The following is a 14683-nucleotide window of genomic DNA, read 5'->3' on the forward strand; positions in this document are numbered from 1 at the left end:
GCGTACAGGGAGCGCTGCGCCGGAAGGACGGTGGCGCCCTCGCCGCCCGGCGCCGCCCCGGCCCCGTCGGCCTCCCCCGGACCGGCCGCGGCATCCGGCCCGTCCGCCTCGCCGGCCTCCCCGGCGGACTCGCCGCCCGCGGCCGCCGGCTCCGCGTCTCCGTCCCCGTACGGAGCGCCGTCCGCCCCGGTGTCCGCCCCGGGCCCCTCCTCGGCCGCGGCCTGCCGGCCCTCGCCCTCGCGCACCGCGCGGGCCAGCCACAGGACGTCCAGCAGCTCGTGCGCCCCCAGGTCGTAGCCCTGCCCGGCGAGGACCTGCCGCAGCCGGTCGATCATGGCGACATGGGTTCGTCCAGGCGGTGCATGACCGCGGAGAGCAGCTCATCCTTGGTCAGGTCGGCACCGGTGATCCGCAGGTGGACGGCGGCCAGCAGCTGGTCGGTGGCCAGCGTCTCGGTCTTGGAGCGCTGCAGGAAGCCGTCGATCAGGTCCTCGGCCTCGGCGAGCGCGGCCGGTCCCAGGTTGTGGGCGACGATGTCGCGCAGCCGCTCGGGCGTCGGGTCGGGCAGGTCCAGGCGGACACAGCGGCGCAGGAAGGCGGGCGGGAACTCCCGCTCGCCGTTGCTGGTCATCACCACGACCGGGAAGTGCGCGCAGGAGACGACGCCGCGGTGCACCCGCACCCGCTCCCGGCTGCCGTCGGTGAGCACGTGCACGTCCTGGTGCTGCTCGGACAGCCGGGCCAGCTCCGGGATCTCGAACTCGCCCTCCTCCAGCACCACCAGCAGGTCGTTGGGCAGGTCGATGTCGGACTTGTCCAGCTCGTCGACGAGCAGCACCCGCGGCCGGTCGGCGGCGGCCAGCGCCGTGCCCAGCGGGCCCAGGCGCAGGTAGTGGCCGATGTCCGTGGTGAAGGAGCCGCGGTGGTCCTTGAGGCGGCGCGGTGCCGTACGGGCGGCCTCGCGCTCACGGCGCAGCGACGCCTCGCGCAGCCGGCCCACCGCGTCGTAGCGGTAGAGCGCGTCGGCGAGGGTGGAGCGGCTGTTGACGGACCAGCGCAGCACGTCGCCGAGGCCCAGCTCGGTGGCGATGGCGCGGGCCAGCGAGCTCTTGCCGGTGCCCGGGCGGCCGGTGACCAGCAGCGGGCGGTGCAGGTGCAGCGCGGCGTTGACGACGGACACCTCGTTGCGGTCCATCAGGTACGGCGCGGGCGCCTCGGCCCTCCTGCGCGCGGCGGCGAAGTAGCGCCACGGGGGCGCCGCCGGCAGCGGTGCGGGACCGCGGAACACCCACCAGCCCTCGGGCTCCGGCCCGGCTCCCGGGCCGTGGTCGGGTGTGCTCTGTGGGTCCACGGGTCGTTCTCCTTCGTCCTTGCTCGCTTGCCGCCTTCACGGCTGATTTCACGGCTGTCTTCACGGCTGGGTCAGGACCCAGGCGTCCGGGGCCAGTTGCGGTGGCCGGTGGTCGGGCGCGTCGTACATCAGGGACAGCTGGCGTCCCCGGTGGTGCGTCGAGGCGGCCTCGGCGACCGCCTTGGCCCGCTCCAGCCGCACCGTCTCGGGCAGCTGGGTGTGGTGCCCGCCCTCGACCAGTTCGAGCAGGCCCGCGGCGACGTTCTCGCCGTGCTCCTCGCGGTGCCACAGGACAGTGTGCACGCCCGCCTGGACGCACTGGCGCAGCAGCGTCCCGTGGTGGCGCGGCTCGCAGCACACGATCACCGTGCCCACCTCGGGCTGCATCTCCAGCCGGGCGCGGGCCACCTTGCGGTCGGTGGAGCCGTGGTCCAGCACCAGGCTGCGGGCGCCGTCCAGGGCGGCGGTGCGCCGCTTCCACCCGGCGTAGCTCTCGCGGGAGCGCCGGGCGGTGCGGATCACCACCCGCCGGGTGAAGCCCAGTTCGAAGGGCCCGTCCTCGTCGCTGTCGAAGGACTCCCAGCGGTCCACCGGCAGGCCGAGCCAGGCGGCGGGCAGGAAGAACTCGACGAGCGCGGGCTCGGGGTCCTCGCGGATCTCGTTGACCAGGACGCGGTGGATGTCGTCCACGACCTGTTCGCTGGTCACCTCCGTGTCCTGGGCGAGGACGAGGACGTGCGGGGCGTCGCCGCCGCTCCAGGCCCAGACCTGGTACGTGTAGTGCCGCCCGGTGGCGGCGGGCAGCAGCTCCACCTGGACGCGCGGCACCCTGGACAGCCGTGTGCCGTTGCGGGCCGGGGCCGTGCCGTTCGGCCGGGGCGTCATGGTCACGGCGGCGCTGCCGATGCCCGCCCAGGCGCCCGGCCGCTGCTCGTGGTGGCCGCGGACGGCGGATCGGTGTTCCGCCGCGGCGGCCCGCGCGCGCTCGAAGCGGTAACCGCGCACATCGGCCGTGTACTGCCGTACGGCGGCCACATCCACCCCGAGGCGCGCGGCGGCGCGCTGCGCCCAGGCCGCCAGGTCCTCGGCCAGGTCGGGGCCCGTCTCGCTCTCCTCCACGCCGATGCGCACCACGCCCTGGAGCAGCGGCGGCACCAGCTGGTCGCCCGGGGCCTCGTACCCCTCCAGGACGTCGAGGGCGTCGGCAAGGCCGGGCACCGCGGGCAGTTCGATGGCGTGCGGCAGGACGGTGTCCAGCAGCGCGCGGGGGTCCGTGCGGACGCACTGCGCCAGCAGGCCGGTCAGGCCGCGCCGCTGGCCGTGGGTCAGGCACTCACCGGGGCTGACGGTGCGGGCCACCTTGCGCAGCCGCTCCCACTGCGGGCCGCTGCCGTCCGGCGCCACTTCCCGTACGGCCTGGAGCAGTTCGGGCACCCCGCGCCGGACGCCCACGGCCAGGCCGACCAGCCGGTCGAGGTCGGCGCCGAGGCCGCGGGACGGGCGCCCCAGCCGGGAGGCGAGCAGTTCCTCGCAGCGGCGGACCAGGTCCGGGGTGGTCAGCACGGTCTCCAGGACGGCCAGCAGCTGCTGGACGCCGCGCCGGGCGGTGGGCACCACGGGCGGCGGCAGCTCGGTCAGTTCGGCCTCGATGGCGGGGACGCTGATCGCGTACAGCGTGGCCGCGGCCGGGGGCCGGCCCGCCGGACGGGCGCCGGGCGCGGCCTGGAGGTCGGCCACCACGATGCCGACGACGGCCTGCCGCTCGCGGTCCCACAGCGGCCCGCCGCTGAACCCCTCCTTGACCTCGGTGCCGCCGACCACGTCCAGCGCGACCCAGGGCGGCGCGGAGACCCGGGGCACCGCGCGCACGGTGGGCAGCGGGTGGCCGCTGGCCCACAGGGCGACGACCTCGTTGCCGTAGGCGTGCGGGAGGAAGGGGGCCGGTTCGGCGCCGGCGGGCGCGGGGCCCGGCAGCCGGAGCACGGCCAGGTCGCCGAGGTAGAGCAGCGCGCCGGGCGGTACGGGCCCACTGCCGCCCGGCGCGCGCGGCGGGCTCCACAGGGCGGGCTCGACCTGGGCGGTCAGCTCACGGTCGGGCGCGACGTGCGGCAGCCGGACGCGGACGGTGCGGCCCGGGCCCGGCAGCGCCTGCTCGTAACGGTCCCGGCCCAGGGCGCTGTTGACGACATGCGCGCAGGTCAGTACGAGATCGTCGCTGACCAGCACGCCCGCGCCGACGGCCCGTCCGTCGCCGCGGACCGATACGAAGGAGCGGTACAGCGGCTGATCCACGCCGGACACCACCACGCCGTCCTCAGGTCGTACTGCCGCTGCCGACGTTCCAGGTGGCGGAGACCTTGAAGCTGGCCTCGCCGTTGCCGGAGAAGACCCCCAGGCTCAGGTCCGAGCCGAGGGTGACCCCGAACTCCACCGTGACCTCGTCCGGCCGGTGATCTCCGCCCGCCAGCGAGCGGTGGATGCTGCCCAGGACGGAGCCGAGCGGGCGCAGGGCGCTCTCCAGCGCCTCGCCGCCCCGGGTCAGCGCCCGCGTGACCCGCCCGTCCACGCTGACCGGCCGGGCCTGGCCGTAGCCGTCGGGCAGCTCCAGGTCCCCGTCGTCGTCCTTCCCGGACGGCGCCGCGTCGGGCAGCGCCTGACCGCCCGCGCCGGCCGGCGTCAAGTGCAGCCAGACGACCGTGTCTTCGTCGATGCTCAGTGGCAGTGGCATGTCCCCCATGTGATCAGTCTGGCACGTCACCCCGGCCGACGCGCCCCCTTTGGAACAGGCGGTTCACGCGGGCGCCTCCGGCGGTCACGCCGCCGTGGCGGGCTTCGGCGCGCGGGCGAGCTGGCGGGACTGGGCGACGAGGCGGTCCGCGCTGTCCCAGACCTCCGCGTCCTCCTCCAGGAAGCCGCCCGCCAGGTTGCGGGTGGTGATGGCGACGCGCAGCGGGCCGGGGGCCGGGCGGCAGCGGATGTGCGTGGTCAGCTCGACGGTGGGGACCCAGCCGGTCAGGCCGATCTCGAAGGCGGTGGGCGGCAGCGCGTCGACCGTCAGCAGCAGCGAGAGCGGGTCGGGGTCGCGGCCGTCGGCGAGGCCGAACCAGCCGCGCATCTCGCCGTTCCCGGAGGGCGCGCCGACGGCCCAGCCGCAGGTCGCCGGGTCCAGCCGGATGGTGAGCCGGTCGGCGATGGCGGTGCTGCCGGGGATGGGCGACCGCCCTTCGGGCGCGCTGTCCGTGCCGAGGCAGTGTTCGTAGGGCGGGATGGCCGGCGGCTTGGCGGTGGTGCGTACGTCGTCGTCGAGCGCGTCGAGGTCGCCGTACGCGGCGAGCACCCGCAGCCGCTCCACCTCGGTGCCGTCCTCCTCGAACTGGACGAGGGTGGCGGTGCCGGTGGACATGGTGCGGCCGGTGCGCACGGTCTCGGTGCGGATGACGGCCGGGCCGGGGACGGAGGCGGTCAGGTAGTGCGCGGTGACCGAGAGGGGGTGCGGGTGCGGCAGGGCGTCGCCCAGGGCCCGGCCCATCAGGGCGAGCAGATAGCCGCCGTTGACCGCGTGGATGATCGTCCAGCCGGCCGAGAGCTCGGCCTCGTAGTGCCCGGGGGCCCGGCGGACGACCGTCGTGTCGCGGTCGAATTCGCTGTTACCTATGGTCACCTGTGCCATGCGTGGCACGCTACACGGATTTGTTACTCACCGGTAGACCCTTCCTCCTTCAACCTCCTTCAACCTCCTTCGACCGCCTTCGACCTCCGGCACCGGTGGCCGGCCCGGACGGAGCGCCACGGACGCGCGGCCCGGCCCGCCGGCCTGAGATCATGCCCCCATGCTTCACGTGCTCTACCTGGTCGGCATCGCGGCCTTCGCCGCGAGCGGGGTGCTGGCCGCCTACCGCGCCAACATGGACCCGTTCGGCGGTCTGGTGCTGGCGTTCGCCGCCGCCACCGCCGGCGGCACCCTGCGCAGCCTGATCCTCGACGACCACCCGCTCTACTGGACCCACGACTGGGTGCTGCTCACACTGATCATCTGTGTCAGCGTGGGCACCATCGTCTACCTCCGTTACTGGCAGCTCCCCCGCAAGTCCCTGCTGGTCGTCGACGCGATCGGGCTCTCGGTCGTCACCGTCATCGCCGCCCGGGCCGCCATCACCGCGGGCGCGACGCCGCTGGCGGTGCTCATCCTCGCGGTGATGAGCGGCGTGGTCGGCGAGGTCATCCGCGACGTGCTGTGCGGCGAGTTCCCTCCGCTCCTGCTCCGCGAGGACGTCTACGCCATCGCCGCCCTCGCGGGCGCCGCCTCCTACCTGGGCCTGCACCACCTCCACGTCCGCGCGGACGTGGCCGCCGTGGTCTCCGCCGGCCTGGTCTTCGCGCTGCGGATGGCAGCGGTCTATTTCGGCTTCCACCTGCCGCGGCCGCAGCAGCTGAAGCCGCGGTAGACGCCCCGCCTCACCCCGACGGCCGCGGCGCCTCCAGCTCCTCGCTCAGCCACCCGAACGCCGCCGGATACATCCGCGTCCACGTCCCGTAGTTGTGACCCCCGGTCGGCAGCACCAGCGTCCTGACCCGGGTGGGGGTGCCCTCGGCGGCCCTCTTGAGGCGCTCGATGTTGGCGGGCGGGCTGATCGGGTCCTGGGCGGAGGTGGCCAGGAACAGGCCCACGTCGGCCTTGGCGTGCCGGACCAGCCACTGCGGGCTGTTGCGCTGCCGCAGCGCCGGATCGGTGAGCACGTCCGGATCGCCGGTCAGCGGGTCGGGGTCGAAGGCCACGCCCGCGCCGAACTTCTTCGGGTACTGCAGCGGCAGCTTGGCCGCGCAGTACCCGCCGGTCGAGAAGCCCAGCAGGCCCCAGTTCTTCGGCCCGGGCGCGGTACGGAAGTGGTGGCTGATCAGGTCCGTGACGTCGGTCGCGAGCCAGGTGGCGGTCTTGTGGTTCGGGATGTCGGTGCAGTCCGTGTCCACGCTGCCCGGGTTGACCACGGGCATGGCGAGGATGAAGGGGTGCGCCGCGTTGCCCGCGACGAGCTGCTGGAGGTCGCCGGGCATGCCGCCCTGTTCGAGCCAGGACTGCGGGGATCCTGGCACGCCGTGCAGCAGCATCACGACGGGGAACTTGGTCTTCCGGTACGCCGGGTCGTCGTACTGCGGCGGCGTCCAGACCATCACCTGCCCGGACAGATGGGATTTCGCACCGCGGAAGTACGTGTCCTTGATGCCGTTCGGGCCCTCGTTGAACTTGGCCCGGCCGACCGGCGGCCCGGGCATCGCCACCGCGTCCTGCTCGGTGCCCAGCAGGTCGTCCCAGGAGGCGTACAGGCCGTAGCTGTTGTTGATGGCCGCCGCGACGGCGCAGATGGCGGTCAGCTGACACAGGCCGATCAGGAGGATACGGGCCAGCCAGCGCACCGGCTGCGGCCCGCGGCCCCGGCCCCACGACACCAGCGTGGCGAGGACCGCGAGGACCGTCGCGATCAGCAGCACCACGAAGAACGGGGTTCCGGTCAGGCTCATTCGGCGTCCCCTTCCACCGCGTTCGTACCACGATCAACGGTACGTGACGCGGTGCGCCGTACCCCCAAGGCGGGGCGGCGTGCCGGACGGCTTCCGGCAGGCCGCCCGGCCCCGGGGTGCCGGTGCGTCAGGGCAGGGCCGGCTTGCCGGTCGTGTCGAGCCAGGTGTGGAAGAGGTCGCCGAGCCGCTGTCCGGAGATCTTCTCCGCCAGCGCGATGAACTGCCGGGTGTCCGCGTTGCCGTAGCGGTGCTGCTTGGTCCACGCGGGCAGCAGCTTGAAGAACGCCTGGTCACCGATCCGCTCGCGCAGCACCTGGAGCGTCATCGCGCCCCGGGTGTAGACGGCCCGCGCGAACATGGTGTCCCGCTGCGGGTCGCTGATCCTCACCTTCCAGAAGTCGGACTCGGCGGGCTGGGCCGCGTACGCCGCGCGGAAGGCGTCGTGCGCGGTGCGGGTGCCCTTGTGCTCGTCCCACAGCCACTGCGCGTACGAGGCGAAGCCCTCGTTGAGCCAGATGTGCTGCCAGTTGCTCACCGAGACCGAGTCGCCGAACCACTGGTGGGCGATCTCGTGGGCGATGGTCGTCTCGCTGCGGACGGCCGAGTAGATCGGCTTGCTCTGGGTCTCCAGGGAGAAACCCGCCTGCGGCATGTCGTCGACGATCGCGCCGGTCTCCTCGAAGGGGTACGGGCCGAAGACCTTAGACCAGTAGTCGGTCACCGCGGCGGTGATGCCGTAGACGTCGACGGTGCCGGTGGGCAGCTTCGGGTCGGTGGCGACGTAGATCGGGATGCCGCCGGGGGTGGTGCCGGTACGGACGTCGAACTTCCCGATCGTGGCGGTGGCCAGGTACGTGGCCATCGGCTTGCGCTCGCGCCAGTGGAAGTACGAGCGCCCGTCCTCGTCCCACGAGTCCACCAGCCGCCCGTTGGAGACGCCGGTCAGGCCCTCGGGCGCGTCGATGCGGATGTCGTACGTGGCCTTGTCGCCCGGGTGGTCGCTGGAGGGGAACCAGGTGGACGCGGCGTTGGGCTCGCAGGCGACGAAGACCCCGTCGGCGGTCTTCATCCAGCCGTAGTCGGAGCCGAAGACGATCGGCCCGCTGAGCGGCAGCGGCACGCCGCCGTAGACGACCTCGACGGTGAACCGTTCGCCCTCTTCGAGAGGCCGCCTGGGCGTGATGGTGATCTCGTCGCCGGAGCGGGTGAACCGCGCGCGTCTGCCGTCCACCTCGATCGAGGTGACCTCCAGCTTCTGGAGGTCGAGGTCGAAGGAGGTGAGGTCCTGGGTGGCGCGGGCGGTCAGTTCGGTGCGGCCGTCGAGGCGGCCGGTGGCGGGCTCGTAGCTGACGCCGAGGTCGTAGTGCAGGGCGTCGAAGCCGCCGTTGCCGAGGTTCGGGAAGTACGGGTCGCCGACGCCCGGGGCGCCGGGCGAGGCGGCGGGGGCCGCGGCGAGGGTGAAGGCCGCGGCCACCGCGGTGGCGAGGGGGAGCAGACGGGCGGAGCGACGTGCTGAACGGGAGAGTGCCATGAGCCGTCCCTTCGAACACACGGATGTCGTCCGATGCACAACCGCGCCGACTCTGCACTCTTCTGTCGTTTTTCACTCCGGACTTTGCCAACTCGTCATGCTCAACTGAACAGTTGACGCTTCACTCAGACCCTTTTCCGGCCACGTAGAGAATCTTCCGGCAGGTGTCCTCGTCCGGTACGCCGGTCAGCTTGCGCCCCTCGACGCCGTGCGCCGCGATCAGCCGCAGACCGGCCGCGGCCAGCTCCCGGCGCACCGTGGCGTCGGAGTGGTGGTGGTAGCGGTGCCGGGAGGAGACCCGGCGCCAGCTGTCCTCGCCGGTGCGCGCGAAGTAGTCGTGGGTGACGTCCACGACGGCGTCCGGCCCGGCCGGGACCGGCCCGCCGCGCCACACGTCGTACCGGCCGTCCCGGTCCGCCACCTTGGTCACCGCGTAGTCGCGCCGGAAGCTGCCCAGCGTGGTCATGTCGAAGACCAGCACGCCGTCGTCCGCCAGCTGCCGGCCCAGCCCCGCGAAGGCGGTGGCCAGCTGCTCGCCGCCCAGGTAGGCCAGCGGCTCGCCCATGCACGTGACGACGTCGAAGGAGCCGAGGTCCGGCATGTCCCGCAGGTCGGCGACGTGGAACGGCGTTCCGGCCGCCTCCGGCTTGGCGCGCGCCACCTCGATCATCCGGGGCGAGAGGTCGCAGCCGGTGACCGTGTACCCGAGGCGGTCGCGCAGCGCGAGGGTGCCGCGCCCGGTGCCGCACCCCGCGTCCAGCAGCCGGGTGCCGCCGGAGCCGTACCGCTCGACGAGCTTGCCGTAGAAGGTGATCCAGCGCAGCAGGTACGGGTCCTCGACGATGGTGTCGTAGTCCGCCGCGACCGCCTCGTAAGCGGTCAGCGCGGGGTCGGGGGCCGGGCCGTCGGGCTGCGCGGGCAAAGGTTCCACCTCTCCTGGAGCCGGCGGGCGGCCGTGCGCCGCCGGGCGCGCTCGAATCTATGGTCGGCAAACCCGCCGGTCAAGGCCGGTACGGGAACGCCGGAAGGCCGGCGCGGGGCGGCGGTTCCGTACCGCCCCGCACCGGCCTTCCGGCCCCGCCGCGCCGCCTCAGGCGGTCTTCGCGGGCTCGTCGTCCCGGGCGCCGTCCGGCGCGTTCTCCGGGTGGTGGCAGGCCACCTCGTGCCCGGTGCGCAGCGCCACCAGCGGCGGCTCGGTGGTCGCGCACACCTCGGTCGCCTTCCAGCAGCGGGTACGGAACCGGCAGCCGGAGGGCGGGTCGATCGGCGAGGGCACGTCGCCCTTGAGCAGGATGCGGTCGCGCTGGGTGCGCCGCTTCGGGTCGGGCACCGGCACGGCGGACAGCAGCGCCTTGGTGTACGGGTGCATCGGCGCCTCGTACAGCGACTTCCGGTCGGCCAGCTCCACGATCTTGCCGAGGTACATCACCGCGATCCGGTCCGAGACGTGCCGGATGACGGACAGGTCGTGGGCGATGATGACGTAGGTCAGGCCCAGTTCGTCCTGGAGGTCGTCCATGAGGTTGACGACCTGCGCCTGGATGGAGACGTCCAGCGCGGAGACCGGCTCGTCCGCGACGACCAGCTTGGGCTTGAGGGCCAGCGCCCGCGCGATGCCGATGCGCTGCCGCTGGCCGCCGGAGAACTCGTGCGGATAGCGGTTGTAGTGCTCCGGGCTCAGGCCCACCAGCTCCAGCAGCCGCTGCACCTCCTTCTTCAGGCCGCCCTCGGGCTCGACGCCCTGGAGGCGGAAGGGGGTGCCGACGATGCCGCCGATGGTGTGCCGCGGGTTCAGCGAGCCGTACGGGTCCTGGAAGATCATCTGGACGTCGCGGCGCATCGGGCGCAGCTTGCCCGGCGGCAGGTGGGTGATGTCGCGGCCCTCGAACTCGATGGTGCCGCCGGTGGGCTCGTCCAGCCGGGTGATCAGCCGGCCCATCGTCGACTTGCCGCAGCCGGACTCGCCGACCACGCCCAGGGTCTCCCCCGGCCGTACCTCGAAGTCGATGCCGTCGACCGCCTGCACCGCGCCCACCTGCCGCTTGAGCAGGCCCTTGGTGATCGGGAAGTGGCGCACCAGGCCGCGTACCCGCAGCAGCGGCGCGGCGCTCTCGTCCGTCGTACCGGCCACGACGCCGGTCTCTTCAGTCTCGGTCACAGCTTCGGCGCAATCTCTTCGGTCCAGATCCGCGCCCGCTCCTCGGGCGCCATGTGGCACGCGGCGAAGTGGCCTCCCCCGCCGGCCACGCCCTCATCGGCGGGGGTGCCCCCATGGTCGACCTGGCGCAGTTCGGGGCGGACCGTGCGGGTCAGGTCGTCCTCGGGGACGTCCGCGTACGGGCAGCGGGGGTTGAAGGCGCAGCCGGACGGGACGTTGATCAGGCTGGGCGGCGATCCCTTGACCGGGATCAGGCGGTCGGTCTGCTCCCGGTCGATGCGCGGCATCGAGCCCAGCAGGCCCCAGGTGTACGGGTGCTGCGGCTCGGAGAAGACCTTCTCCGCCGGGCCGCGCTCGATGCACCGGCCGCCGTACATCACCAGCAGCTGGTCGGCCAGCTCGGCGACCACGCCCAGGTCGTGGGTGATGATGACGACCGCGGAGCCGAACTCCTTCTGGAGGTCGCGGATCAGGTCCAGGATCTGCGCCTGCACGGTCACGTCCAGGGCGGTGGTCGGCTCGTCCGCGATCAACAGCTCGGGGTTGTTGACCAGCGCCATGGCGATCATCGCGCGCTGGCGCATACCGCCGGAGAACTGGTGCGGGTGGTCGTCCACCCGCTTGTCGGGCTGCGGGATGCCCACCCGGTCCAGCATCTCGACCGCCCGCTTGCGCGCGGTCTTCTTGTCCACGGCGTGGTGGACCCGGTAGGCCTCCACGATCTGGCTGCCGACCGTGTAGTACGGGTGCAGCGCGGACAGCGGGTCCTGGAAGATCATCGCCATCTCGCGGCCGCGCAGCCGGCGCACCTCGTCCGGGTCGGCGCCGACCAGCTCCTTGCCGTCCAGCCAGATCTCGCCGGACATGTCCACCTTGCTGCGCTGCTGCCGGGAGGCCCGGTGCAGGCCCATGATCGCCAGCGAGGTGACCGACTTGCCGGAACCGGACTCGCCGACGATGCCGAGGGTGCGGCCCTTCTCCAGGCTGAAGGACAGGCCGTCCACGGACTTCACGATGCCGTCGTCGGTGGGGAAGTGCACCTTCAGATCGCGCACTTCGAGGAAGGCCGTGGGCGCCTTCGAACCGGCCGGGGCCGGCTCGCCCACCGCGGCGCCCGTCCTGGTCAGGTCGGCCGGGTCGGCAGGCGGAGCGGCGGGCGGCGGCCCGTCGGCGGCGGTGTCCGGTACGGAGGGTCCGGCGCGGTGGCCGGCGGTGGAATCCGGGAAGTCGGTCACGACAGCCTCACCCGCGGGTCGACGGCGGCGTACAGAACGTCCACCACCAGGTTGCAAATGACGATGAAGAACGCGGCGAGCAAGGTGACGCCGAGGATGTTCGGCAGGTCGTTGGCGTTGATCGCCTCGACGGCGAACGCGCCGACGCCCTTGAGGGAGAAGACCTGTTCGGTGATCAGCGCGCCGCCGAGCAGCAGGCCGACGTCCATGCCGAAGACCGTGACGATCGGGGTGAGCGCCGCGCGCAGGCCGTGGCGCACCACGACCTTGCGCTCGCCCAGTCCCTTGGCGCGCGCGGTACGGATGTAGTCCTCGCTCAGCGTCTCCAGCATGCTCGCTCTCGTCAGGCGGGCATAGAGGGCGGAGTAGAGGAAGGCCAGCGTGACCCAGGGCAGCACCAGCGTCTGTGCCCACAGGAACGGGTCCTCGAAGAGCGGCACGTAGTCGCTGCGCTCGAAGATCGGCCACTGGTAGGTGAACAGGGCCAGCGCCAGCGCGCCGGTGAAGAACATGGGCAGCGAGACGCCGGCCAGCGCGACGCCCATCGCCATCCGGTCGAAGACCGACCCGGGGCGCAGCGCGGAGAGCACGCCGGTGGCGACGCCGGAGACCAGCCACACCACGGCCGCGCCGGCGGCCAGCGAGATGGTCACCGGAAGCCGGGACTGGATCTCCGGCCAGACCTCCAGGTGGGTCTTGAAGGAGTAGCCGAAGCACGGCACGTTGCATGTGGCGGCGTCCGGGCCGAACTTGTAGTCCACCCCGACGAAGATGCCCTTGAGGAAGTCCCAGTACTGTACGAAGACCGGCTTGTCCAAGCCGAGGTTCTTCTTCACCGCGGCGAGGTCCGCGGCCGATGGGGCCTTTCCGATGTACTGCGCGGCCAGTTGGTCGGCGGTCTGCCCGGCCAGTTTCGGCAGTACGAAAAAGATGCCGAAGGTGACCGCGCTGACGATCAGCAGCAGAATCACCGCGCTGATCAACCTGCGGATGATGTACGCGAACACGGGACTGCGGCGTCGGCACCGCGGACCGGACCGGCCGGCCCGCGGAAGCCCTTGCCTTCACCTGCCTTTCGGGCTTGCTACTTCTTGACGCCGACGTTGAGGTAGTCGTACTCACCGCTGTAGGCGGAGGTGGACACCAGGTTGGTGGCCTTCGGCGAGCGGTACATCAGGATCTTGAAGTAGGTCAGCGGGACGATGACCGACTGCTCCATCGTCTTCTTGTCGACCTCCGCGTAGTCCTTCTCCCGCTGCGCCTTGTCGCTGGTCGCGATGGCCTCGTCGAGCAGCTTGTTGATGGCCGGGTCGTCCAGCTCGGAGAGGTTGGAGTTGCCGGACTTCTGGATCGCCTTGCCGTTGACGATCTGGTTCAGGTAACCGAAGCCGGTCGGGTAGTCCGAGCCCCACTGCATCATCATCAGGCCGACGTTGCTCTTCTTGGTGAACGCCGGCACGCCCGCGTAGTCCGAGAAGTACTTGCCGCTCGGGTACGTCTGGATCTTGGCGTTGATGCCGATCTTCTTCAGCGAGTTGATCACCGAGGTGGCCGCGTCGACCTCGTCCTGGCGGTCGCTGCGGGCGGTGATGACGGTGTCCACGTTGCCGGCGCCGCACGCCTGCCACTGCTTCTTGGCCTCGGTCAGGTCGAGGTTCTCACCGTTGTACTTCTGCGGGTACAGGTCGAACTTCTGGTACCCGGCGAGGTCGGTGGGCAGCACCGTGGAGGCGATCTCACCACGGATCGGCCCGCCGAGCGCGGTCTGCACGGCCTTCTTGTCGATCGCGTACTGCACGGCCTTGCGGCACTCGGGCTTGTCGAACGGCGCGACCTTGGAGTTGATCGCCACGTAGGACAGGCGCTGGCCGAGCGCGTTGTCGGTGTTGCCCTTGTCCTTCGTGTTGGTCAGGAGCTGGGCCTGGGTCTGGGCGTCCACACCGCGTCCGGCCATGTCGATGTGGGTGTTGCCCGCCTTCAGGTCCTTGTCGATCGTCGACTGGGCGACCTTCATCTTCAGCACGATCTTGTCCGGCAGCTGCTTGCGCAGCGGGTCGGTCGCGGCCGACCAGTGCGGGTTACGGGTGAGGACGACCTGCTTGCCCTCCTCGTAGGTGTCGAACTTGTAGCTGCCGGACGACACGATGTTCTTGGTGTAGTCCGCGCCCTTGTCCTTGGCCCGCGGCACCGGCGCCGTCTGCGGCGCGCTCACCAGGTAGTCGAACTCGGCGAACGGCTGCTTCAGGTGGAAGACGATCGTCTGGTCGTCCGGGGTCTCGATGGACTTCAGGCCTTCCTCGCTCTTGTCCTTGTAGGGGCCCTTGTAGCCGCCCTCGTTGTCCTTGAGGTACGTCTGGAAGTAGTTCGGGCCGAGCGAGAGGATGTCGCGCGCGAAGTTGCTGCGCTCCACCGCGTACTTGACGTCCTTCGAGGTGATCGCGGAGCCGTCGCTGTACTTGAGACCCTTGCGGATCTTGTACGTCCAGGTCGTGTTGTTGTCGCTGGCCTTGCCCATCGACTCCGCCAGGTCGGGCGCCAGCTCGTTGCCCTTGGGGCCGGGGCCCGGCTTGAAGGTGGTGAGCGGGCGCGCGTACAGGCGGCTGAAGTTCCAGACGTACGCGTAGTACGTGTTGCCCGGGTCGTAGGACTCGGGGGCGTCGCTCATCGCGTATGTGAGCGTGCCGCCCTTCTCGTCCGAGGCGTTGACGATGCCCTTGGTGGCGGCGTTCGCCTCCGCGGAGCCGCCCCCCGAGCTCTTGCCGCTGCAGCCGGACAGCAGGAGGCCCGCACTGGTGAGGGCCGCGATCGCCGCGACCGGGACTGACCTTCGCATAATGGTCGGTTTCCCCTTCGTTGGTCGGAAACTTGGGTGGGGCCTGCCGGGCGGACGC

General features: G+C 71.8%; 12 protein-coding genes and 1 pseudogene. 1 reads left to right on the forward strand and 12 read right to left on the reverse strand.

Annotated elements, in window-relative coordinates:
• From IH45_RS0126355 to IH45_RS0126375, 5 genes and pseudogenes are all read right to left on the reverse strand, one after another.
• A pseudogene (locus IH45_RS0126355) lies at positions 1-335 on the reverse strand (hypothetical protein); the annotation flags it as partial.
• Positions 332-1351: an AAA family ATPase gene (locus tag IH45_RS0126360; RefSeq protein WP_030673372.1), complete on the reverse strand. Its 1020-nt coding sequence runs from the start codon at positions 1349-1351 to the stop codon at positions 332-334. The gene IH45_RS0126360 and the pseudogene IH45_RS0126355, both read right to left, overlap by 4 nt.
• A 60-nt stretch (positions 1352-1411) precedes the next feature.
• Positions 1412-3643, reverse strand: a complete 2232-nt coding sequence (locus IH45_RS0126365) for a VMAP-C domain-containing protein (RefSeq protein WP_234440683.1) — start codon at positions 3641-3643, stop codon at positions 1412-1414.
• Positions 3644-3665: 22 nt separating this feature from the next.
• Positions 3666-4088, reverse strand: a complete 423-nt coding sequence (locus IH45_RS0126370; RefSeq protein ID WP_030673378.1) for a CU044_2847 family protein — start codon at positions 4086-4088, stop codon at positions 3666-3668.
• Between the two features lie 75 nt (positions 4089-4163).
• Positions 4164-5021, reverse strand: a complete 858-nt coding sequence (locus IH45_RS0126375) for a thioesterase family protein (protein ID WP_030673381.1) — start codon at positions 5019-5021, stop codon at positions 4164-4166.
• 160 nt (positions 5022-5181) lie between these two features.
• Between IH45_RS0126375 and IH45_RS0126380 the strand changes: the two genes are divergently transcribed.
• Complete coding sequence (locus IH45_RS0126380) at positions 5182-5796, forward strand: trimeric intracellular cation channel family protein (protein ID WP_030673384.1); 615 nt, start codon at positions 5182-5184, stop codon at positions 5794-5796.
• Between the two features lie 10 nt (positions 5797-5806).
• Here IH45_RS0126380 and IH45_RS0126385 read toward each other — a convergent pair whose 3' ends face one another.
• The 7 genes from IH45_RS0126385 to IH45_RS0126415 form a co-directional block, all read right to left on the reverse strand.
• Positions 5807-6868, reverse strand: a complete 1062-nt coding sequence (locus IH45_RS0126385; protein ID WP_030673387.1) for an alpha/beta hydrolase — start codon at positions 6866-6868, stop codon at positions 5807-5809.
• A 127-nt stretch (positions 6869-6995) separates the two neighbouring features.
• Complete coding sequence (locus IH45_RS0126390; protein ID WP_030673389.1) at positions 6996-8399, reverse strand: M1 family metallopeptidase; 1404 nt, start codon at positions 8397-8399, stop codon at positions 6996-6998.
• A 121-nt stretch (positions 8400-8520) separates the two neighbouring features.
• Entirely contained in the window at positions 8521-9321 is an 801-nt protein-coding gene (locus tag IH45_RS0126395; RefSeq protein WP_030673392.1) for a class I SAM-dependent methyltransferase, read from the reverse strand.
• 168 nt (positions 9322-9489) lie between these two features.
• On the reverse strand, positions 9490-10557 hold the full coding sequence (locus IH45_RS0126400) for an ABC transporter ATP-binding protein (RefSeq protein ID WP_030673397.1): 1068 nt from the start codon (positions 10555-10557) through the stop codon (positions 9490-9492).
• Positions 10554-11684, reverse strand: a complete 1131-nt coding sequence (locus IH45_RS0126405; RefSeq protein ID WP_030673400.1) for an ABC transporter ATP-binding protein — start codon at positions 11682-11684, stop codon at positions 10554-10556. The genes IH45_RS0126400 and IH45_RS0126405 overlap by 4 nt, the downstream gene beginning before the upstream one ends.
• Positions 11685-11788: 104 nt before the next feature.
• Complete coding sequence (locus tag IH45_RS0126410; protein ID WP_030673403.1) at positions 11789-12799, reverse strand: ABC transporter permease; 1011 nt, start codon at positions 12797-12799, stop codon at positions 11789-11791.
• A 77-nt stretch (positions 12800-12876) separates the two neighbouring features.
• Entirely contained in the window at positions 12877-14625 is a 1749-nt protein-coding gene (locus IH45_RS0126415; protein ID WP_030673406.1) for an ABC transporter substrate-binding protein, read from the reverse strand.
• Between the last annotated feature and the right edge of the window lie 58 nt (positions 14626-14683).

It is taken from the genome of Streptomyces rimosus subsp. rimosus (genome assembly GCF_000720725.1).
In the GTDB taxonomy this organism is placed as follows: domain Bacteria; phylum Actinomycetota; class Actinomycetes; order Streptomycetales; family Streptomycetaceae; genus Streptomyces; species Streptomyces rimosus_A.